The sequence below is a fragment of the Variovorax sp. DAIF25 genome (genome assembly GCF_050711835.1).
Taxonomy (GTDB): Bacteria; Pseudomonadota; Gammaproteobacteria; order Burkholderiales; family Burkholderiaceae_C; genus Variovorax.
Genome location: NZ_CP136637.1, coordinates 1313905 through 1335264, shown reverse-complemented (window position 1 = coordinate 1335264; position 21360 = coordinate 1313905). Strand labels below are relative to the sequence as shown.

Sequence of the window (21360 nt, the reverse complement as noted above, 5' to 3'; positions counted from 1 at the left end):
CTCCTTAGGAGGCGGTGGTTTCCAGGGCGCGGCGCGCCTTGGTGTGGATGCCGAGGTCGACGAAGTAGCGCTGCAGCAGGTCGCGGTCGACCGGGCGGATCGGCGTGCCGATCGCCTCGAGCTGCGCCTGCGTGGCCGCGCCGCACACCTGCGGCGGCGTGGCCGAGGTGTCGTAGCGGTCGAGGATGGCGAGCACCGCCGCGAGGTCGCGGTCCTGCCCCACCGCGAGCCGCGCATGCGCGCGCTCGAGCCAGGGGTCGAGTCCCACCGGCTCGAGGCGCATGCCCAGCCGCTCGAACACCGGCGGAATGTCGCGCACGCGCAGCGGCGCCTGGCCCATCAGGTGGAACACCTGGCCCCACGAGGCGCGCTGCGCCGCGAGGCCGAGGATGGCGCGCGCCACGTCGTCCACCGGCGTGAGGTTCAGCGGCAGGTCCATGTCGGGGATGGCTTCCAGGTCGGCGTACAGATGGGCCACGCGCCAGATCAGATCGTCGGCGTTGCAGATCGCATGCGTGTGGTCGCCGGTGACCGCGCCCAGCCGGTAGATCGCGACCGGCATGCCGCGTGCCTGCGCCTCGCGCGCGATCGCGTCGCCGACCCACTTGCTCTGGCTGTAGCCGTCGACCAGGCCGCGCCACGAGCTGAGCGCCGAGCGCTCGGTGACCGTGCCCTCCTGGCTGTTGCCCTGGTCGATCACGGCCAGCGTGGAGACGTAGTGCAGCGTCTTCGCGCAGCCCTGCGCGGTCCAGTCGAGCAGCGTGACCACGCTGTCGACGTTGGCCGGCTTGAGGCTGGCGTAGGGATGCAGGAAGTCGACCTGCGCGGCGCAGTGATAGAGCGCGTCGCAGCCGTCGCGCACCAGCCGCACCGCGTCGTCGTCGAGGCCCAGGCGCGGCTTGCCGAGGTCGCCCGTGACGACCTCGATGCGCGCGTCGTCCCAGATCGATTCGAGCTGGCGCGTGGCCAGCGTGCGCTTCAGTCGCAGCGCGCCGGCCTCGGCGTCGGCGGCGCGCACGTGGCAGACCACGCGGGCTTCGGTGTCGCGCAGCAGCGCGGCCAGCAGGTGGCTGCCGACGAAGCCGCTGGCGCCGGTGAGGAACACGCGTCGCGGTGCCAGCGTGGGCGCGATCGCCTGCGCCTGAACATGCGCGGGCAGCACCACCTCGCGCGACAGGTCGAGCGCCTCGGTCGTGCCCGCGTTGTCGTCGATCCAGGCGGCGAGCTCGGCGATCGAGGGACGGTTGTAGACCTCGGCATGCGGGAAGTCGGCGCGTACCTGCTGGCGGATGCGCATGCCGAGCTGGATCGCCATCAGCGAATGGCCGCCGATCTCGAAGAAGTTGTCGTGGATGCCCACGCGCTCCAGCCGCAGCGTCTCGCGCCACAGGCCGGCCAGCAGTTCCTCGGTGGGCGTGCGCGGCGCGACGTACTGCACCGCGGCCTGCTGCTCGGGCTCGGGCAGCGCCTTGCGGTCGAGCTTGCCGCTTGGCGTGAGCGGCAGCGCGGGCAGGTGCACGAAGGCCGAGGGCACCATGTAGTCGGGCAGGGCGCGCGCCATGTGGGCGCGCAGCTCGGTCGGTTGCGGATCGGCGGCGGCGACGAAGTAGGCGACCAGGCGCTTGTCGCCGGGCGTGTCCTCGCGCGCGATCACCGCGGCCTGCGTCACCTGCGGATGCTGCAGCAGCGCCGACTCGATCTCGCCGGGCTCGATGCGGTAGCCGCGGATCTTCACCTGCTGGTCGGCGCGGCCGAGGAAATCGAGGCTGCCATCGGCGCGCCAGCGCGCGAGGTCGCCGCTGCGGTACATGCGGCTGCCGGGCGCGCCGTGCGGATCGGCCACGAAGCGCTCGGCGCTGAGCGCGGCGCGGTTCAGGTAGCCGCGTGCCACGCCGGCACCCGCGATGTAGAGCTCGCCCGCGACGCCGGGCGGCACCGGCTGCAGCAGTTCGTCGAGCACGTACATGCGCGTGTTCCAGATCGGCTGGCCGATCGAGGGCTGGCGGCCGGTTTCCATCGGCGCGCTCATGCTCGCGCAGATGGTGATCTCGGTCGGGCCGTAGGCGTTGACCATGCGGCGACCCGGCGCCCAGCGCGCGGCCAGCTCGGCCGAGCAGGCATCGCCGCCGACCACCAGCGTCTGCAGCGCCGCGAACTCGCCGGGCGGCAGGGTCGAGAGCGCGGCCGGCGGAATCAGCGCGTGGCTCACGGCCCGGGCTTCGAGCAGCTCGGCGAGGTCGCTGCCCAGCAGTTGCTGCGCGCCCGGCACCACCAGCGCGGCGCCCGCGTGGAAGGCCATGAGCTGGTCCATCACCGAGGCATCGAAGCCGCAGGAGGAGAACTGCAGCACGCGCGAGTCGGGCGTGATCGCCAGCCGCTCCTGCATGGCGGCGCCGAGGCTGGCCAGGCCCGCATGCGGCACGACCACGCCCTTGGGCAGGCCGGTGGAGCCCGAGGTGTAGATCACATAGGCGGCCTCGCGCGGATCGGCGGGCGGCGCCGAGGGCGCGGCCTCGGACTGGATCGCGATCGCTTCAAGCGCGTCAGAGGCGTCGAGCGCGATGCAATGGGCGACGTCGGCCAGCTGCGGCAGCAGCGCCTCGTGCGTGAGCACCGCCGCGGGCGCGGCCTCCTGGAACACGAAGGCGCTGCGCGCCGCCATGTGGTTCGGATCGATCGGCAGGTAGGTGGCGCCGGCCTTGACGATCGCCAGGTGGGCCACGACCAGGTCGAGCGAGCGCGGCAGCACCGTGGCGACGATGGTGCCGGGCGCGATGCCGCGGGCGCGCAGCAGCTGCGCGAGCCGGTTGGCGCGCGCGTCGAGTTCGGCATAGCCGACGGTCGCGTCGTCGAGCACCACGGCCGCCGCTTGCGGACGCTCGGCGGCATGCACGGCCACCATGGCGGCCAGCGAGCGCGGCGCGAGTTCGCGCGGCTGGCCGCTCCACTGCGCGAGCAGCCGGTGCTGTTCCTCGGCGCTCAGGATCGCGAGCTCGGCGATCGGCGCGTCGGGCGCGTCGCAGGCCTCCTCGAGCAGCCGCGCCAGTCGCGCGGCCATGGCCTCGACGGTGGCGCGCTCGAACAGGTCGCTGCTGTACTGGATGCCGCCGCCGATGCCGCCCGGCAGGCCGTCGGCGCCGCGTTGCTCGCTGAGGATGAAGGACAGGTCGAACTTCGCGGTGTCGATCTCCACCGGCTGCGGCGTGATCGACAGGCCCGGCAGGCTGAACGACAGCCGGCTGCTGTTCTGGAAGCCCAGCATCACCTGGAACAGCGGCTGGTTGGTGCGCGCGCGGCCGGCGCCGCTGCGCTGCAGCTCCACCAGGCGGTCGTACGGGAACTCCTGGTTGGCGTAGGCCGCGAGGTTGGTGGCGCGCACGCGCGAAACCAGCTCGCGCAGGCTGGGCCGGCCCGAGGTGTCGGTGCGCAGCACCAGCGTATTGACGAAGCAGCCGATCAGCTCGTCGAGCGCGTGGTCGCTGCGGCCCGCGACCGGGCTGCCGATCACGATGTCGTCGCCCGCACCGAGCCGGCTCAAGAGCCCCGCGAGCGCGGCCTGCAGCACCATGAAGACGCTGGCCTGCCCGTCGCGCGCCAGCTGCAGGATGCGCTCGTGCACCTGCGGCGCGATCTGCAGCGGCACCACGTCGCCGCGGTAGCTTGGCGTCAGCGGGCGCGGATGGTCGGCCGGCAGCGCGAGCTGCTCGGGCAGGTCCTGCAGCGTGGCCTGCCAGAACGCGCGCTGGCGCCCGGCCATGCTCTCGGCATCGTCCTCGCTGCCCAGCAGTTCCTGCTGCCACAGCGCGTAGTCGGCGTACTGCAGCGGCAGCGGCGTCCAGCCCGGTGCCCGGCCCTCGCAGCGCGCCGCGTAGGCCACGCTGAGGTCGCGCGCCAGCGGCAGCAGCGAGGCACCGTCGCCGGCGATGTGGTGCGTGAGCAGCAGCAGCACGTGCTCGTCGTCGGCCAGTCTGAACAGCGAGACGCGCAGCGGCGCCGTGCTGCCGAGGTCGAAGGCATGGCCCGCGGCCGCGTGCAACTGCGCGGCGATCTCGTCCTCGCTGCTGTCGGCCTCGAGCACCGCAGGCCGCGCCTGCGCGCCGTCGAGCACCTGCTGCCACGGCAGCCCGTCCTCGTTCGGGTAGACGGTGCGCAGGCTCTCGTGGCGCTGCACCAGGTCGTCGAGCGCCGCATGCAGGGCCGCGCGGTCGAGCGCGCCCGACAGGCGCAGCGCCAGCGGCATGTTGTAGGCCGGGTTGGCGCCCTCGAGCTGGTTCATCAGCCACAGGCGGCGCTGCGCGAAGGACAGCGGGATGCGCGCCGGGCGCGGCATCGGCACCAGGCTGGGCCGCGCCACCGATTCCTGGTCGAGCAGCTCGGCGAGGCCGGCGATGGTCGAGACCTGGAACAGCGTGTCCAGCGGCAGGTCGATCATGAACTGCTGGCGGATCATCGAGACCAGCTGCACGATCATCAGCGAGTGGCCGCCGAGCTCGAAGAAGTTGTCGTGGATGCCCACGCGCTGCAGGTGCAGGGTCTCGGCCCAGAGGCCGGCCAGGATCTTCTCGGTGGGCGTGCGCGGCGCGGCATAGGGCGTGGCGGCCTGCACCTCGGGCGGCGGCAGCGCCTTGCGGTCGAGCTTGCCGCTCGGTCCCAGCGGCAGCGCGGGCAGGCTCACGAAGGCCGAGGGCACCATGTAGTCGGGCAGCGCCTGCGCGAGGTGCGTGCGCAGCTCGGCCGTCTGCGGATCGGCGGCCTCGGCCGGCACGAGATAGGCCACCAGGCGCTTCTCGCCGGGAGCGTCCTCGCGCGCCACCACCGCGGCCTGTGCGATCTGCGGATGCTGGAGCAGCACCGCCTCGATCTCGCCGGGCTCGATGCGCAGGCCGCGGATCTTCACCTGCTGGTCGGCGCGGCCCAGGTAGTCCAGGCTGCCGTCGGTGCGCCAGCTCGCGAGGTCGCCGGTGCGGTACATGCGGCTGCCGGGCGCGCCATGCGGATTGGCGACGAAGCGCTCGGCACTGAGCAGCGGCCGGCCCAGGTAGCCGCGCGCCAGGCCCGTGCCCGCGATGTACAGCTCGCCCGCCACGCCGGCCGGCACCGGCTGCAGGCCGCTGTCGAGCACGTACATCTGCGTGTTCCAGATCGGCCGGCCGATCGGCACGCTCTTCGGCGCGGCCTCGCCGCGTTCGCATTCCCATGCGGTGACGTCGACCGCGGCCTCGGTCGGGCCGTAGAGGTTGTGCAGCTCGGCGCCCAGGCGCTCGTGGCATTGCGCCTGCAGCGCGGGCGACAGCGCCTCGCCGCTGCAGATCACGCGGCGCAGGCTGGTGCAGCCGGCGGCCGCGGGCTCGCGCAGGAAGACCTCGAGCATCGAGGGCACGAAATGCAGCGTCGTGATGCCTTCGTCGGCGATCAGGCCCGCGAGATAGGCCGCGTCCTTGTGGCCGCCGGGCCGGGCGAGCACCAGCGTGGCGCCGTCGATCAGCGGCCAGAAGAACTCCCACACCGATACGTCGAAGCTCGAGGGCGTCTTCTGCAGCACGCGGTCGTCGGCCGCGAGGCCGTAGCGCGCCTGCATCCACTGCAGGCGGTTGACGATGGCGCGGTGCGACACCACCGCGCCCTTGGGCCGGCCGGTCGAGCCCGAGGTGTAGATGACGTAGGCCGGGTGCGCGGGATCGATCGCGACCGGGAAGTTGGCCTCGTCGCAATTCGCCAGATCGGCAATCGTTTGCGCCCCATCGATCAACAGGCGCGGAGCGTCGGCGGGCAGCACCTGCGCGAGCGCCTCGGTGGTGACCAGGCACACGGGAGCAGCGTCGCCGAGCATGAAGGCGATGCGATCGGCCGGGAAATCGGGATCGACCGGCAGGTAGGCCGCGCCGGTCTTCAAGGTGGCGAGCAGCGCCACCATCAGTTCCATCGAACGCGGGATCGCGAGCGCCACCGTGCGCTCGGGGCCCGCGCCGCGTGCACGCAGCAATTGCGCGAGGCGGTTGGCACGGCGGTTCAGTTCGGCGTTGGACATCGCTTCGCCCTCGAAGCGCAGCGCGACGGCCTCGGGCCGCTCGGCGAGCTGGGCCTCGATCAGCGCGACCAGGTGCGTGTCGGGCACGGCGTGCGCGGTGTCGTTCCAGCTGAACAACAACTGCCGGCGCTCCTCGGCACCGAGCAGGTCGACATGGCCGACGGCCTGCTGCGGTTGCCGGATCACGGCATCGATGAAGGCGATCAGCCGGCGCTGGTGATCGGCCAGCCCCTGCGCGGTGTGCACCGCGGGATTGGCGTCGAAGTCGATCTGCAGGTCCTGCCCGTTGCCGCGCTCGTAGAGGAAGATGCCCAGGTCCTCGGCCGTGCCGTTCGAGAGGTTGCGCGGCCGCGCCGCATGGCCGGCGAAACGGAAGTCGTAGTCGAAGGGCTCGACGTTGACCACGGTGGTGAACAGCTGCCGGTTGTTGACCAGCATGTTGAGGTCGCTGCGCAGGTGCTCGTAGCGGTACGACTGGTGGCGCAGCACCTGCCGCATCTGGCGGCCCACTTCGCGGATCAGTTCGGGGATCGGCAGGTCGGCGCGCATCGCGAGCCGCAGCGGCACCGCATTGGCCACCATCGCGGGCACGCGCCGCATGCGCTCGTTGTGGCGCGCGGTGACCGGGATGCCGATCGCCATGTCCTCGATGCCGGTGGCGCGATAGAGGTAGGCCGCGGTGGTGGCGATCAGGATCTGCGGCAGCGTGGTGCCGAGCTCCTGCGCGATCTGCTGCAGCGCCTGCACGCTGGCCGCGGGCAGATGCACCGTCTGGCGCAGCAGGCCGCCGATGTTGACCGAGCGCTGCGCTGCGAGGCTCAGCGGATCGGGCGCGTCGGCGAAGCGCTCGGTCCAGTACTGGCGGTCGCGCGGGAAGCGGCCCGACTCGCGGTAGGCGCGGTCTTCCTCGGCCAGCTGCGACAGCGGCGCCAGGCGCGAGGCCTCGGGCACCTCGGCGGCGCCTTCGGCCATCGCGCTGTAGATGTCGGCGAAGCGCCGCGCGATCAGCCCGCCGCCGAAGCCGTCGAGCACGATGTGGTGGCTGCGGTGGTACCAGACGTGGCGATCCGGCGCGAGGCGGATCAGCGCCGACAGCCACAGCTGGCCGTGCGCGAGGTCGATGTTGCGTTCGAAGTCCGCGCGCATCCAGCGCTCGGCCCGCGCCGCGGGATCGGCCTCGGCGCTGAGGTCGAGGTAGGGGATCTCGCCCTCGAAGGTGTTGGCCACCACCTGGCGCGGCCCCTGGCCCGCGTCGACGAAGTTGAGCCGCGTGGCCTCGACTTCCTCGGTGATGCGGCGCATGGCCGCGAGGAAGACGGCGGGATCGATCGGGCCGTCGATGTCGATGGCTTCCGCGAGGTTGAAATTGGTGTCGGGCGACGCGAACTTCGCGCCCAGCCACATCGCCATCTGACCCGAGGTGAGAGGCGCCGAACTGCTCAGGGGACCACTGCCTTGCATGCGCTGCTCCAAGTTGGACATGGGGTTGCCAACGGGGCATTGCAGGCGCGAAGCGAATTGCCAGAAGCTGCCTTCTCGCACGTCCGCAGCGGGTCGAATTGACATTCCGTTGACATTTCAAAACCAAATGTACAAGCGGTTGCAGTCACTTCGATGGCAGTTTCGGGTGCGGCAATATTTCACGCTCTCAATTGAGCAAGAAAGGTTTCCTGGGGTTTTTCGCACTGCACCCAGAAAGCCTCATTTTCGAGGCGGTTCGGCTTACTTTCAGAGGGAGAAGCAGGAGGAAAAAGTTTGTTGCGTCGCAGCAACTTCAATACGGTCAGCAGGGGTATGGCAAATATGTTGGAGATGCCGAGCGGCGTATTGCCTGAATAAAAACTGCCTAATTCCCACGGAATTCCGTGGGTAATAGAAAAGTGTGGCGAGGACTTTCGGCGTAATTAAATGGCGCCTAATTCGCGTCGCTCCAACGCGCCGGACCGGGGCTCGCGGCGAGGTCGATCAGGCGCCGCCGCGTGCCGACCGGGACAGCGCCGCCAGCGTCTTCTTCGCGCTGTGCAGCAGCCCGGCGCGCTCGGGTTTCAGGCGCGCCTTGGTATCGCCCGGCGCGATGATCTCGAAGGCCGTGTCGGCCGCGAGCTTCATGGCCAGCGCATCGCGCGGCGTCAGGCGGTCGAAGCGCGCGCTCGAGATCACGTGCACCTGCAGATGGCGATGGATGGCCTTCGACAGCTTCTGGCAGGCGGCGGTCATCGCCGCCTCGTCGGGTGTCACGGCGCCATGCACGACGAGCACCTCCACGATGCCGTTCCTGTCCTCGCCGAGCACGAAGGCGCGCACCACCGAGTCCTTGAACTTGGTGCGCAGCATCGCGCGCACCGGCTCGGCCGCCGCGAAGGACTTCAGCGCGATGCGGCGCAGCTCGCGGTAGAAGACGAAGCCGCGGTCGAGCATGACGGTCTCGGGCAGTTCCTCCTTCGCGGCCTGCCGCGACAGCATGCCGCTGCCGACGAGGTGCGCGAGCGTGCCTTCGACCTCGGCCGCGTCGAGCTTCGTCTTCTGGGCCAGTTCGTTCGTGGTGAAGGGTTCCTCGGGGTTCCCGTAGAGCACCTGCAGGAGCTTCTGGACGGAGGGGGACAGGAGGAAGTCGGCGGCGCTCATGGGGGCGATGGGATCCGGTGCGGGGAAAGGCAGGGATTATGGAAGCGCGACGATGCCCGGCGCGCCCTGCGCCGACCTGGGGCTAAGAGAGCGCGGGCTGCGGCCGCAGCCGATAGTGGCTCAGATGGCTCTTGCGCATCTTCTCGAGCGCATGCGGTTCTTCGGGCCAGCGGCACCAGTTCGGCCGCGGCGCGCCGAGGGCCGCGAGCCGCGCCATGACCACCTGCTCGGTGCGCGCGCACTCGGCTTCCGCCGCGGCCAGTTCCGCCTGGAGGTCGTCGATCTCGCCCAGGTAGCGCGCCAGGGTTTCACGCGCGCGCCGGAGGCTCGCGAGCACCGGGAATGCATTCGACGCACTGCCCGCGAAGTAGGTCCGCGCGAACTGTCCCGGATCGGCTTCGTATTCGAGGATCTGCTGCTGGCAGTGAAAGATCAGCGCCTCGCCACGCGCGCAGGCGCAGCGGCGCTCGCGCAGCTTCTCGTAGCTGCCGCGCAACTGCAGCGCCAGTTGCCGCGGGACGGCCGGGCGCCTGGTCTTCGCGAGCGCGGGCGATGGCGGCGCGCCGAAGGTGGGCATGGGAAAGGTCATCGACATGCTGCTGCTTCCGGATGCAACGTGCGACACGGCTCAGCCGGCGCCGGGCACGTTGCGCACGCCGGCCTCCAGGTAGTCCATGAACTCGCGCCGCTCGCGCGCCTCGTTGCCGCGCTCCGACATCGGCATCACGCCGAAGGGCGAGCGCTTGAGGTAGCTGCGGTAGGAGATGCCGTAGTACACGACGTTCATGCTGAGGATGAGCCGGTACTGGATCGTCTCGCGCGGCGTGCCGGGCAACCGTGCCTCGAGCAGCTCGACCGCGAGGCCCAGCAGCCTGCGGTGCAGCTTCGCGGACAGCCGCTGGCCGGCCTCGCCGAAGTCCCAGCCGAGCCGGCCGATGAAGCTCACCGCGTCGCGGCCGAAGCCCGGTGTCTGCAGCATCTCGATCATCGGACCGAAGGCGGCCTCCATGATGTCGCGCACGCCATGCGGCCGCGCGCGCAGCGCCTCCAGGCCCGCGCACGAACGCGGCTCCAGCCATTGCTGCAGCATCGCGGTGATCTCGCCCACCAGTCCCTCGCGGCTGCCGAAGTGGTAGTGCAGCGCGGAGGCGTTGTTCGCGCCGGCCGCCACCACGATGCGCCGCAGCGAGACCGCATTCATGCCTTCGCGCGCCATCAGCTTCATGGCCTCGGCGAGCAGGCGCGCATGCGTGCTGTCGCCGGGGGCGTCGGCATGCGGCGCGGGGGCGGCGGGCTTGGAAGTTCGGCGGGCGAGGGCGGGCACGGGCGGAATAATGCAAGTTGATTAATCCATCTGCATCAGCGGATACCCTCGACCGCCTCGGAGCGCCTTCGCCCTCGCAGTGGAAGCGCAGCGCGGCCTCGGGTGTCATCCCGTTGACACCTGCACTCACGCTGCGTTAACCTGCGCGCCGTTCCCTTCTCCGGCAGCTTTGCCGGATTTCCTCGGCGCCCTCGCGGCGCAACCGGCAGCTTCGCTGGTTCTCCCCTCGGCAGTTCTGCCGTCCCCCTCGTGTCCGCGGTCGCACCGCATTGCCGACGCGCTTGCGCGCGCTTCGCATGGCCTGCCCATGCGCGCGTGCCGGCGCCTGCATCGGCATGGCGTCCCGGGCACGTCGATCCATTCAGACACCCCAGGAGACAGCCACCATGCACACCCCTTCTTCGCGTCCCTTCGCGCGGCTTGCCGGACTCTTCCTCGCCGCGGGCCTCGCCGCCTTCGGCACCCACGCCTTTGCCGCCGGCGAGCCCGTGCGCATCGGCGCCATCTTCGACAAGACCGGCGGCCTCAACATCTACGGCATCCAGCAGAGCCGGGCGCTGCGGCTCGCGGTCGACGAGATCAACGCGGCGGGCGGCGTGGCCGGCGCCAGGGTCGAGGTGGCCGAGGCCGACGCGCAGTCGGAGGACGCCAAGTACACGCAGTACACGACCACGCTGATCCTCAAGGACAAGGTGCAGGCGCTGTTCGCGGGCCTCACGAGCTCGAGCCGCGAGGCGATCCGCCCGATCGTGCGGCGCTCGAAGATCCCTTACTTCTATTCCTCGCTCTACGAGGGCGGCGCCTGCGACCGGCAGACTTTCGTGACGGGCGCCACGGCCTCGCAGCAGCTCAGCGTGCTCGTGAAGTGGGCGATCAAGAAGTACGGGCCCAAGGTCTACATCATGGCGCCCGACTACAACTTCGGCACCATCTCGGCGCAGTGGGTGCGCCTCTACGCCAAGGAGTTCGGCGGCGAGGTGGTCGGCGCCGACTTCCTGCCGCTCACGCTGACCGACTACTCGCCCACCATCAACAAGATCCAGCAGGCCAAACCCGACTTCGTGGTCGCGCTGCCGGTGGGCGCGAACCAGACCGGCTTCCTCGAGCAGATGGCGGCCGCGGGCCTGAAGAGCCGCGTGGGCGTGGTGTCGACCAACTACGGCGGCGGCAACCAGCAGGTGGTGGTGTCGCCGCAGGCCGGCGAGGGCATCGTGGCGGCGCTCGAATACTTCGCCTGGCTCGACACTCCGCGCAACAAGGCTTTCAAGGCCTCCTGGGAGAAGGCCTACGGCAACAAGGAGCCGGTGACCGCGGTCGCGGTCGACGTCTACAACGCGGTGCACCTGTGGGCCAAGGCCGCGAACAAGGCGAAGTCGGCCGAGCCCGCGAAGGTGATCCAGGCCTTCGAGGAGGGCGAGGGCGTGGCCTTCGACTCGCCGGCCGGTCCGGTGTCGATGCAGCCGAAGTCGCACCACGTGCGCCAGAACATCTACATCGGCGTGGGCACGAAGACGCAGAGCTTCGACATCGTCGAGACCTATGCCTCGGTGGCGCCGAAGTTCGAGGACCAGGTCTGCGACCTGGTCGCCAAGCCGCAGACGGCGCAGCACTTCACGCCCGGCGCGTCGAACTGAGCGAGGCCCCCGATGGCATGGGATCAATTGCTGACCGGCGTGCTCTCGTCGGTCGCCAGCGGCTCGGTGCTGCTGATCGCGACGCTCGGCCTGGCCGTGGTGTTCGGGCTGATGGGCGTGGTGAACCTCGCGCACGGCGAATTCATCATGTTCGGCGCCTATGCGGCGCTGACCGCGGTGCGCGCCGGCGTGCCCTTTCCGCTCGCGGTGGCGCTGGCCGCGCTGGCGGCCGCGGCCTTCGGCGCGCTGGTCGAATGGCTGATCGTGCGGCGCCTGCACGGCCGGCCCTTCGACACGCTGCTGGCCATGTGGGGCCTGAGCCTCGCGCTCTACCAGAGCGCGGTGCTGCTGTTCGGCACGGTCACGCCGGGCATCGGCATGCCGGCGTCGAACGTGCGCATCGGCGACTACACGATCTCCAGCTACCTGCTGTTCCTGATCGTGGTGGCGGCGGTGCTGATCGCGGCCGTGTATGCGCTGCTCACGCGCACCAACTACGGCCTGATGGCGCGCGCCGCGATCCAGGACCCGGCCACCGCGGCCGCGATGGGCGTGCGCACGGTGCGCATCAACAACCTCACCTTCGCTTTGGGCTGCGGCCTCGCGGGCCTGGCCGGCGCGATCCTGGTGCCGGCCGTGCCGGCCACGCCCAGCATGGGCTTCGCCTTCGGCATCAAGGCCTTCCTGGCGGTGGTGGTGGCGGGCCCGGTCACGCTCGCGGGCACCATCGCCGCGGGCGGCATCCTGGGCTCGGCCGCGAGCGCGGTGGCCAGCGTCTGGTCCACCGTCGCGGGCGACGTGGTTTTCTTCGTGATCACGCTCGTGGCCCTGCGCGCCTGGCCGCAGGGCATCTCCGAGCGCTGGCGCCTGAAGCTCTGAACGGAGGCCACGCATGAACATGAGCAGAACCCTGGCCGCACCCGTGGCCACGACCCCGGCCACGAAGCGCCGTGCGGCACCCTGGTGGCTGGCCACCGTCGCCGGCACCGTCGTGCTGGGCGCCGGCGCCTTCTTCGTCGACGAGTACCTCGCCTACCTCGCGAGCTCCTGGCTGATCTTCGGCCTGCTGGGCCTGAGCCTGGACATGGTGTGGGGCCGCGGCGGCATGCTGAGCCTCGGGCAGACGGCCTTCTTCGGCCTCGGCGGCTACGCCGGCAGCGTGGCGGCGATCAACCTCGCGAGCGTCACCGGCAACACGCTGGTGTGGTCGCTGCCGGTCGGCGCGATCGTGGGCGCGGCGGCCGCCGGCGCGGTCGGCTGGCTGCTGTTCCACGGCCGCCTCGGCGCGCTGCAGGCCACCATCCTGACCTACACCGTCACCCTGCTGCTGTGGACCGGCAGCATCTCGTTCTCGGCGCGCTTCGGCGACGCGGTGGTGGGCGGCGACAACGGCCTGTCGAACATCCCGGGCATCGTGCTGGGCTTCGGCGCCGACGCGCAGGGGCTCGGGCCGCAGGGCACCTTCGCCTGCGTGCTGGCGGTCTCGGCGCTGGTGCTGCTGGGCGTGCGCGCGTTGCTGCGCTCGCCCTTCGGCACGGTGGTCGACTGCGTGCGCCTCGACGGTCCCAAGACCGAGCTGCTGGGCTACGACGTGCGGCGCTGCCAGCTCGTGGTGTTCACGCTGGCCGGCGGCATCGCGGGCCTGGCCGGCGCGCTCTACGGTGCCTGGGCCAACTACCTCAACCCCTCGCTGTTCAGCGCGCAGCAGGCGCTGCTGGTGCCGATCTACGTGCTGGTCGGCGGGCTCGGCACGCTGGCCGGTCCGTTCGTGGGCGCGGTGGCGGTCGGCGGGCTGTCGTACTGGCTGGGCGGCGGCGTGGTCGGCGGGCAGACCACGCTGATCATGGGCGTGGCGCTGATCCTGCTCGTGCTGTTCCTGCGCGGCGGGCTGCTCGGCGGTCTCGGCCGGTTGTGGGCGCTGCGCGGGCCGGGCGGCGCGCAGGGCAAGGCGCGCCAGGCCAAGACCGCGATGGACGTGGACCTGGTGCGCGGCCTGCGCGAGGGCGCGGCCGTGCCGGCGCCGGTGCTCGAGATCCGCGACGGGGTCAAGCGCTTCGGCGGCGTGGTGCCCGTCAACCGCGTCACCCAGCGCTTCGCGCCGGGCCGCGTGCGCTGCCTGATCGGGCCGAACGGCGCGGGCAAGAGCTCGCTGCTGCGCTGCCTCACGGGCACGCACCTGCTCGACGCGGGCGAGATCGTGCTCGACGGGCGCCCCGTCACGCGCTGGATGCCGTACCGCCGCGTGCAGGCCGGCGTGGGCATCAAGATGCAGGTGGCGCAGGTGTTCGGCGAACTGAGCGTGCGCACCAACCTCTGGATCGCCGCCTACAGCCGCGACCGCGATGCCGTGGTGGCCGACCGGCTCAGCGAGCGCACGCTGCGCGCGCTCGGCCTCGAGGCGCTGGCCGAGCGCGATGCGGCCGACCTCTCGCATGGCGAGCAGCAATGGCTGGACCTCGGCATGGTGCTGTGCCTGCAGCCCTCGGTGGTGCTGCTCGACGAGCCGGCCGCGGGCATGACCGGCGACGAGCGCCGCGAGCTCTCGCAGCTGGTGCGCGTGCTGGCCGAGACGGCGGCCGTGGTGGTGGTCGAGCACGACATGGCCTTCGTGCGCACGCTCGACGCCGAAGTGACCGTCCTGCACCGCGGCGAGGTCTTCGCCCAGGGCGACCTCGACACCCTGCGCCAGGACGAACGCATCCTGGACATCTATCTCGGGAGACAGCAGCATGTTCGAAGCCATTGAGATCAGCGGCGGCTACGGCAAGACATCGATCGTCGAGCGCGCCAGCCTGCGCGTGGGGCGCGGCGAGATCGTCGCGCTGCTGGGCCGCAACGGCGTGGGCAAGTCCACGCTGATGCGCCTGCTGGTCGGCCAGGCCACGCCCATGGGCGGCAACGCGAGCCTAGACGGCCGGCCGCTGCCCGAGCGCACCGACGATCGCGCGCGCTGCGGCCTGGGCTACGTGCCGCAGGGGCGCTTCGTGTTCCCGCGGCTGTCGGTCAGCGAGAACATCGCGCTGGCGGCCGTGGCCTGCGGCCATCCGCGCGCCGAGGCGATCGCGCGCGCCTTCGCCGACTTCCCGGCGCTGGTGCCCAAGGCCAACGACCTCGCGGGCCGGCTCAGCGGCGGCCAGCAGCAGATCCTCGCGATGGCGCGCGCGCTGGCCACGCGACCCAGGCTGCTGCTGCTCGACGAGCCGACCGAGGGCGTGCAGCCCTCGATCGTCGACGAGATCGCCGAGGTGCTGCTGCGGCTGCGCCGCGACGGCCTGTCGGTGCTGGTCGCCGAGCAGGACCTGAACTTCTGCCTCTCGATCGCCGAACGCGCCTACGTCATGGACCAGGGCCGCATCGTGCGCGAGACGCGCAAGTCCGAGCTAGAGGGCGACCGCGCTCTCTTGCAGGACCTGCTCGGCGTCTGAGCCCCCACATCCACGCACACATCCAAAGAGAGGAACGAACACCATGGACCACGAGATATTCGAGGCGGGCGACATCGCCCTGCAATCGGGCCGCATGCTGCGCAACGCGAAGCTGGCCTACAAGACCTACGGCAAGCTCAACGCGAAGCGCGACAACGCCATCGTCTACCCGACCTGGTTCGCGAGCACGCACGCCGACAACGAATGGCTGATCGGGCCCGGCAAGGCGCTCGATCCGTCGGAGTACTTCATCGTCGTGCCGAACTCCTTCGGCAACGGCGTCTCGAGCTCGCCGAGCAACCAGCCCGCGCCCAACGACCGCGGCCGCTTCCCCGACGTGACCGTCTACGACAACGTGGTGCAGCAGCACCGGCTGGTGACCGAGCACCTGGGCATCGACACCTTGCGGCTGGTCACGGGCTGGTCGCTGGGCGCGGTGCATGCGTTCCATTGGGCCGCGCTGTACCCGGACATGGTGCAGCGGCTGCTGCCGTTCCAGGGCGCGGCGCGCGCGTCGCGCCACTTCCAGGTCTTCTTCGCGGGCGTGAAGGCCGCGCTGCAGGCCGACGCCGAGTGGCGCGAGGGCTTCTACGAGCGCCAGCCCGAGCGCGGCCTGCGCGCTGCCGGCCGGGTGTACGCGGGCTGGGGCTTCTCGCAGAAGTTCCTGCGCGACCGGCTCGACATCGAGGCACTGGGCTTCGCCTCGCTCGAGGACTTCCTGATCGAGTTCTGGGAAGGCTGGCTGCTGTCGAAGGACGCCAACAACCTGATCGCGTCGCTGTGGACCGGGCAGCACGGCGACATCGCCGACAACCCGGTCTACCGGGGTGACTTCGTCGCGGCGCTGTCGGCGATCAAGGCGCGCGCCATCGTCATGCCCTCGTCGAGCGATCTCTACTTTCCGCCCGAGGATTCGGCCTTCGAGGTCGCGCACATGCCCAACGCCGAGCTGCGCGTGCTGCCTTCCGACTGGGGCCACCTGGCGGGCAAGGGCCTGCACGAACCCGACAACGCGTTCATCGACAACGCGCTGCGCGAACTGCTGGCGGCATGACCATGGCAGACCTTCCCACCAAGATCGCGGCGCCATGGAACGCCGACAGCGTGGCCGCGCATCGCCGCGCCGCGGGCCTCGCGGCGCTCGACCCTGTGCTGTGCGGCGAGGTCGCGGCGATCCTCGAGGACCTGCGCACGGGCCTGCGCGACATGCCCGGGCGTGCCTGGTTCGCGCTCGTTCCACCGTCGACGGAGACCGATCATGTCCATCGCTGAGACCATCGACGGCGCGGGCGTGGCGCAATTGGCCGCGCTGATCCGCCGCGGCGAGCTCGGCGCGGTCGAACTCGCCGAACGCCGGCTGGCCGACATCGAACGCCGCGCCGCGCGCACCAACGCCTTCGTGGCCGTCGACCGCGAAGGCGCGCTGGCCCAGGCGCGCGAGGCCGACCGTGCGCTGGCACGCGGCCTGTCCGTGGGGCCGCTGCATGGCGTGCCGATCGCGGTGAAGGACAACGTGCTCACCGCCGGCCTCGGCAGCAGCGCGGCCTCGGCCGTGCTGGCCGACGCGCCGCTGCAGGGCGAGGCACCGCTGGTCGCGCGGCTGCGCCGGGCCGGCGCCATCGTGGTGGCCAAGACCAACATGCACGAGTGGGCCTACGGCGCGACCAACAAGGGGTCGCACCATGGCCCCACGCGCAATCCCTGGGATCCGCGCGCGATCACCGGCGGCTCCAGCGGCGGCTCGGCCGCCTGCGTGGCCGACGGGCTGCTGCCGCTGGCCATCGGCACCGACACCGGCGGCTCGATCCGCATTCCCGCCGCGGCCTGCGGCATCTCGGGCATCAAGCCGGGCACCGGCCGCGTCGAAGGCGAGGGCGTGCTGCCGCTGGCCTGGAGCTTCGATGCCGCCGGGCCGATGGCGCGCAGCGCCGAGGACCTGTGGCTGGGGCTCGATGCGATGCTGCCCGGCTCGGTCGGCGATTCGTCGCGCCATGCCGCGCAGTTCCGCGAGGCGCGCGGTCGCGCCAGGCTGCGCATCGGCATGCTGGCGGGCGATGGCTTCGAGACCGCGTCCGACGTGGGCCGGGCCTTCGAGGCGGCGCTCGAGGTCTTCGGCCAGCGCGGCAGCGAACTCGTGCCCGTGCCGGTGCGCGGCATGGCGGCGGTGTTCGCGGCCTGGAAGGCCATCATGTACGCCGAGGCCAGCACCTTCCACCGTCCGCTGATGCACGAGCGGGCGCATCGCTATGCCCCCGACGTGCGCGCGCTGCTGCATGCGGGCGAGAGCGTGTCGGCCGTCGACTACCTCGCGGCGCAGCAGTTCCGTGGCGCCTTCTGCGCCGCGTTCGCACGCGACATGGCGGGGCTCGACGCGCTCGCGCTGCCGACGCTGCCCGTGACCGCACCGCCCTTGGCAGAATCGCGCATCGAATTCGCCGGCCGCACGACCACCGTCCAGGACGCCATGACCGCCATGCCCTGCCTCGCCAACTTCACCGGCCTGCCGGCGGTGAGCCTGCCCTGCGGCTTCGGCGACACGGGCCTGCCGGTGGGCCTCACGCTGATCGGCCACCCCGGTGGCGAGTTCGCGTTGCTCGGGCTGGCCGCGGCCTTCCAGGACGACACCGCCTGGCATGCCCTGCGGCCCGGCCATGCGACGGCGACGGGCCGTGAGGAGGGCACGCATGTCCGATGAGATCGGCGTGGGCGTGCTGTTCGCCCAGACCGGCAACATGGCCGTGACCGAGCAGGCGCTGCTGAGCGGCACGCTGGTCGCCATCGACGAGATCAACTCGGGCGGCGGCGTCGCGGGCCGGCCCATCGTGCCGATCATCGAGGACCCGGGCCCCGATCCCGCGAGCTACCGCGACATCGCGCGCCGCATGGTGCTGCACCACCAGGTGCCGGTGATCTTCGGCTGCTGCTCGTCGGCCAGCCGCAAGGCCGTGCTGCCGGTGGTCGAGCGCCACGGCGCGGTGCTGTTCTATCCCTCGGTGTACGAGGGCTTCGAGTATTCGCCCAACGTGATCTACACCGGGCCCACGCCCGCGCAGACCATCGTGCCGCTGATCAAGTACCTGTTCGCGCACCACGGGCGGCGCTTCTTCCTGGTCGGTTCCGAGTACGTGTTCGCGCGCGAGATCTCGCGCATCGCGAAGGAGTTCCTGCTCGAGAGCGCGGGCAGCGTCGCGGGCGAGACCTACCTGCCCATGGGCACGCCCGACAGCGCCTTCGCCGAGGTGGCCGAGCGCATCGCCGCCGCGCGGCCCGACGTGGTGCTCAGCACCGTGGTGGGCGCCGACACCGCGCGGCTCTATGCCGCCTGCCATGCCATCGGCGCCACCTCGGCCGGGCACCCGATCGCGAGCCTCACCGCGAGCGAGGCCGAGATCGCTGCACTGAGCCCGGCCGCGCGCGCGGGGCATCTCACGGTCGCGCCCTATTTCGCGGGCATCGAGAGCCCGGCCAGCGCGCGCTTCACCGCGCTCTACGAGAAGCGCTACGGCGCCGGCCGCCGGCCCAACATGTATGCCGAGGCCGGCTACCTGCAGGTGCACCTGTTCGCACGCGCCGTGCCGCGCGAGGGCGCGCCCGACCCCGACCGCATCGTGCGCAGCCTCGGTGGCACGCGCCATGCTTCGGCCCAGGGCGAGGTCGAGATCGACGCCGACACCAACCACACCGCGCTCAAGGCCCGCATCGGGCGCTCGCGCGAGGATGGCGGTTTCGACCTGCTGTGGGAGGATGCCTCCATCGTCCGCCCCGATCCCTACCTCGTCGCCTACGAACGGAAGATCCTCTGATGACGCCCGATCCGATCCAGCTGCGCTCCCTGCGTGACATCCGGGTCGCCGTCATCCATCCCGACGACGAGGACGCCCGCGTGCTGTGCGAGCAGCTGCGCCGCTTCGGCTGCCGCGTCACCGCGCTGTGGCCCGAGCCGAACCACCTGCCCGAGGGCACCGAGGCCGTGTTCTTCAGCATCCAGTCGGAGCGCGATGCCTCGCATCCCTGGCTGGCCGGTTCCTCGCACGCGGTGCTGATCGCGCTGCTGGCCTACGAGAACCCGGCCGTGCTCGAGGCCGCGGCGGCCGCCAACGTGCACGGCGTGCTGCCCAAGCCGATCCGTCCCTTCGGCGTGCTCGCCACGCTGTACGTCGCACGCATGCTGTTCCGCTACGAGGAGCGGCTGCTCAACCGCATCGCCAAGCTCGACGAAACGCTGCGCACGCGCCGCATCGTCGAGCGCGCGATGAAGATCCTCGCCACGCGCCAGGGCATCTCCGAGGACGAGGCCTACGCCATCATCCGGCGCGAGGCCATGCGCAAGCAGTTGCCGGTGTCGTCGATGGCCGAGTCGATCGTGCATGCGGAAGCGATCTACGGGCTGCCGCCCGATCGCGGCGCTTCGGACCCGGCCGAGTGATGGTCCGCGCCTCCGTCGAGAGTCCGGAACGCTTCGGGCTCGATCCTTCGTTCGCGCGCGATCCGTGCAGCGATGGCCCGTTGAGCGGCCTCAGCTTCGCCGCCAAGGAGGTGTTCGACCTCGCGGGGCACGTCACGCGCTCGGGCAATCCCGACTGGCTGCGCACGCATGCGCCGGCCACGGCCGATGCGCCCGCGGTCGCGCGCCTGCTCGGGGCCGGCGCGCGGTTGCAAGGGCGAACGCTCAGCGACGAACTCGCCTTCTCGCTCGCGGGCGAGAACCTGCACTACGGCACGCCGCTGAACCCGCGCGCGCCCGGCCGCGTGCCCGGCGGTTCATCGAGCGGCTCGGCCTCTGCCGTGGCCGGTGGTTGCGTCGACTTCGCGCTGGGCACCGACACCTCGGGCTCGGTGCGCATCCCGGCCAGCTACTGCGGCCTGTACGGCCTGCGGCCCACGCATGGCGCGATCGATGCGCGCGGCGTGACGCCGCTGGCGCCGGCCTTCGACACGGTCGGCTGGTTCGCTGCGACCGCGGCGGTGCTCGAGCGCGTGGGCGCGGTGCTGTTGCCGCCGGGCGAGATACGACCACTGCGGCGCATCGTGCCGATCGCCGATGCCTTCGACGATGCCGCGCCGGGCGTGGCCGCAGCGCTTCGTCCCGCGCTTCATCGCCTGGCGGCGCTGGGCCTGGCCTTCGATGCGCCCGCGCAAGGCTTGGCGCTGGCCGCTGCGGCACAGGCCTACCGCGTGCTGCAGAGCGCCGAGGTCTGGCGCACGCATGGCGAATGGTTCGAGCGCACGCGGCCGTCGATGGCGCCCGAGATCGCGGCGCGGCTGCGCGCCGCGTCGCAGGTTACGGCCCGGGAGGTCGATGCCGCACAACGCGAGGCCGACGCGCTGCGCGCGAGGATCGACGACCTGCTCGCGCACGACGGCGTGCTGTGCCTGCCGACCGCGCCCGACGTGGCGCCGCTGCTGGGCGCTTCGACGCAGCCCGATGCGCAGACCCGCATGCGCGTGCTGGCCCATACCTGCATCGCGGGGCTGTGCGGCTTGCCGCAGCTCAGCCTGCCGCTGGGGTTGGTCGATGGCCTGCCCGTGGGGCTGGGGCTGATCGCGGGGCGGGGGAGGGATCGGGATCTGCTGGCGTTGGCGGGGCGGATCGCATCCGACGATGGGAACAAGACGGCGAGGGCTTGATCTACATTCGGCTGAAGGAGGCCATCGATGCCAAGGACCAGGGATAAGGAGATGGAGCAGTTCGAGAAGGATCTGCTCCAGTCGATCGCGGAGATGAAGCGCGGCGAATTTGCACCTCGCATGCCCCACCTCGTCTTCGTCTTCGGCACCCTGAAAGAGGGCTACCCCAACTTCGCCACCAACCGCGGCCGCCGCATCCCCGGCGACTTCGTCACGCGGGAGCGCTATCCGCTGTACCTGGTGGGCGAGCGCTTCTCGCCCTGGCTGGTCTTCCTGCCCGGCGAAGGGGAGCGCGTCGTCGGCCAATTGTTCGAGGTCGACGATGCGGCACTGGCGGCCATGGACCTGCTCGAGAGGGTCGGCGAGGCGGACGGCTATCGGCGTGTGCCGATAGCCGTCGAAGGCGTTGGCGAGGCATCCGGCCAGCCAAGGATCGTCCACGCCTATGTCAAGCCGCCCGAGCAATTCGATGGGGCGCAGGCGAGGCTGGGCCCGCTGACCGAATACACGATGGAGCACGCCGGGCTCTACAGCGCGCGCTCCGCCACGCGCTGAGCCACGGCGGCCTTCGGCGATGGCAGCGCCACGGCGCACCACCGTATCCGGTAGAGCCATGCCGGGCCTGCCGGCCCACGCCTCTCATCCATTTGCATGATGTGAGTGCCTTCGTATTCAAGAACACTGGCTTCAGGGCGC

Annotated in this window: 15 protein-coding genes; 11 read left to right on the top strand and 4 right to left on the bottom strand. The window is 71.2% G+C overall.

Translation table 11 applies throughout. The features are described from left to right. Window positions 1-4: 4 nt before the first annotated feature. The 4 genes from R0232_RS40360 to R0232_RS40345 all read right to left on the bottom strand — a co-directional run bounded on the left by R0232_RS40360 (window position 5) and on the right by R0232_RS40345 (window position 9977). Complete coding sequence (locus R0232_RS40360; RefSeq protein ID WP_431513040.1) at window positions 5-7438, bottom strand: amino acid adenylation domain-containing protein; 7434 nt, start codon at window positions 7436-7438, stop codon at window positions 5-7. 555 nt (window positions 7439-7993) lie between these two features. After that, a complete protein-coding gene (locus R0232_RS40355) occupies window positions 7994-8653 on the bottom strand; it encodes a hypothetical protein (protein WP_431513039.1) in 660 nt (219 codons plus the stop codon). Window positions 8654-8735: 82 nt separating this feature from the next. Next, window positions 8736-9242, bottom strand: a complete 507-nt coding sequence (locus tag R0232_RS40350; RefSeq protein ID WP_431513038.1) for a hypothetical protein — start codon at window positions 9240-9242, stop codon at window positions 8736-8738. Window positions 9243-9281: 39 nt separating this feature from the next. Beyond that, window positions 9282-9977, bottom strand: coding sequence for a TetR/AcrR family transcriptional regulator (locus R0232_RS40345; protein ID WP_208512473.1), 696 nt, complete (start codon window positions 9975-9977; stop codon window positions 9282-9284). A gap of 386 nt (window positions 9978-10363) precedes the next feature. Here R0232_RS40345 and R0232_RS40340 point away from each other — a divergent pair, with 386 nt between their 5' ends. From R0232_RS40340 to R0232_RS40290, 11 genes are read left to right on the top strand one after another with little or no spacing between them, the layout of a single operon-like run. Next, complete coding sequence (locus R0232_RS40340; protein WP_431513037.1) at window positions 10364-11611, top strand: urea ABC transporter substrate-binding protein; 1248 nt, start codon at window positions 10364-10366, stop codon at window positions 11609-11611. 12 nt (window positions 11612-11623) lie between these two features. Then, the gene (locus R0232_RS40335; RefSeq protein WP_057591005.1) at window positions 11624-12490 is read left to right on the top strand and encodes a branched-chain amino acid ABC transporter permease; all 867 of its coding nucleotides are present in this window, start codon (window positions 11624-11626) and stop codon (window positions 12488-12490) included. A 13-nt stretch (window positions 12491-12503) separates the two neighbouring features. Next, a complete protein-coding gene (locus tag R0232_RS40330; protein WP_431513036.1) occupies window positions 12504-14357 on the top strand; it encodes an ABC transporter permease subunit in 1854 nt (617 codons plus the stop codon). Next, a complete protein-coding gene (locus R0232_RS40325) occupies window positions 14341-15036 on the top strand; it encodes an ABC transporter ATP-binding protein (RefSeq protein WP_431513035.1) in 696 nt (231 codons plus the stop codon). The genes R0232_RS40330 and R0232_RS40325 overlap by 17 nt, the downstream gene beginning before the upstream one ends. A gap of 43 nt (window positions 15037-15079) precedes the next feature. Continuing rightward, window positions 15080-16090, top strand: coding sequence for an alpha/beta fold hydrolase (locus R0232_RS40320; RefSeq protein WP_431513034.1), 1011 nt, complete (start codon window positions 15080-15082; stop codon window positions 16088-16090). 2 nt (window positions 16091-16092) lie between these two features. Next, window positions 16093-16308: a hypothetical protein gene (locus R0232_RS40315; protein ID WP_431513033.1), complete on the top strand. Its 216-nt coding sequence runs from the start codon at window positions 16093-16095 to the stop codon at window positions 16306-16308. After that, entirely contained in the window at window positions 16295-17731 is a 1437-nt protein-coding gene (locus R0232_RS40310) for an amidase (protein WP_431513032.1), read from the top strand. Before R0232_RS40315 ends, R0232_RS40310 begins: the two co-directional genes overlap by 14 nt. Then, window positions 17721-18839 carry a transporter substrate-binding domain-containing protein gene (locus tag R0232_RS40305; RefSeq protein ID WP_431513031.1) on the top strand — a complete coding sequence of 373 codons (1119 nt, stop codon included), beginning with the start codon at window positions 17721-17723 and terminating at the stop codon, window positions 18837-18839. The genes R0232_RS40310 and R0232_RS40305 overlap by 11 nt, the downstream gene beginning before the upstream one ends. Further along, a complete protein-coding gene (locus R0232_RS40300) occupies window positions 18839-19462 on the top strand; it encodes an ANTAR domain-containing response regulator (RefSeq protein ID WP_208512485.1) in 624 nt (207 codons plus the stop codon). The genes R0232_RS40305 and R0232_RS40300 overlap by 1 nt, the downstream gene beginning before the upstream one ends. Beyond that, a complete protein-coding gene (locus tag R0232_RS40295) occupies window positions 19462-20664 on the top strand; it encodes an amidase (protein WP_431513030.1) in 1203 nt (400 codons plus the stop codon). The genes R0232_RS40300 and R0232_RS40295 overlap by 1 nt, the downstream gene beginning before the upstream one ends. A gap of 51 nt (window positions 20665-20715) precedes the next feature. Further along, window positions 20716-21219 carry a gamma-glutamylcyclotransferase family protein gene (locus tag R0232_RS40290; protein WP_431513029.1) on the top strand — a complete coding sequence of 168 codons (504 nt, stop codon included), beginning with the start codon at window positions 20716-20718 and terminating at the stop codon, window positions 21217-21219. Window positions 21220-21360 lie beyond the last annotated feature (141 nt).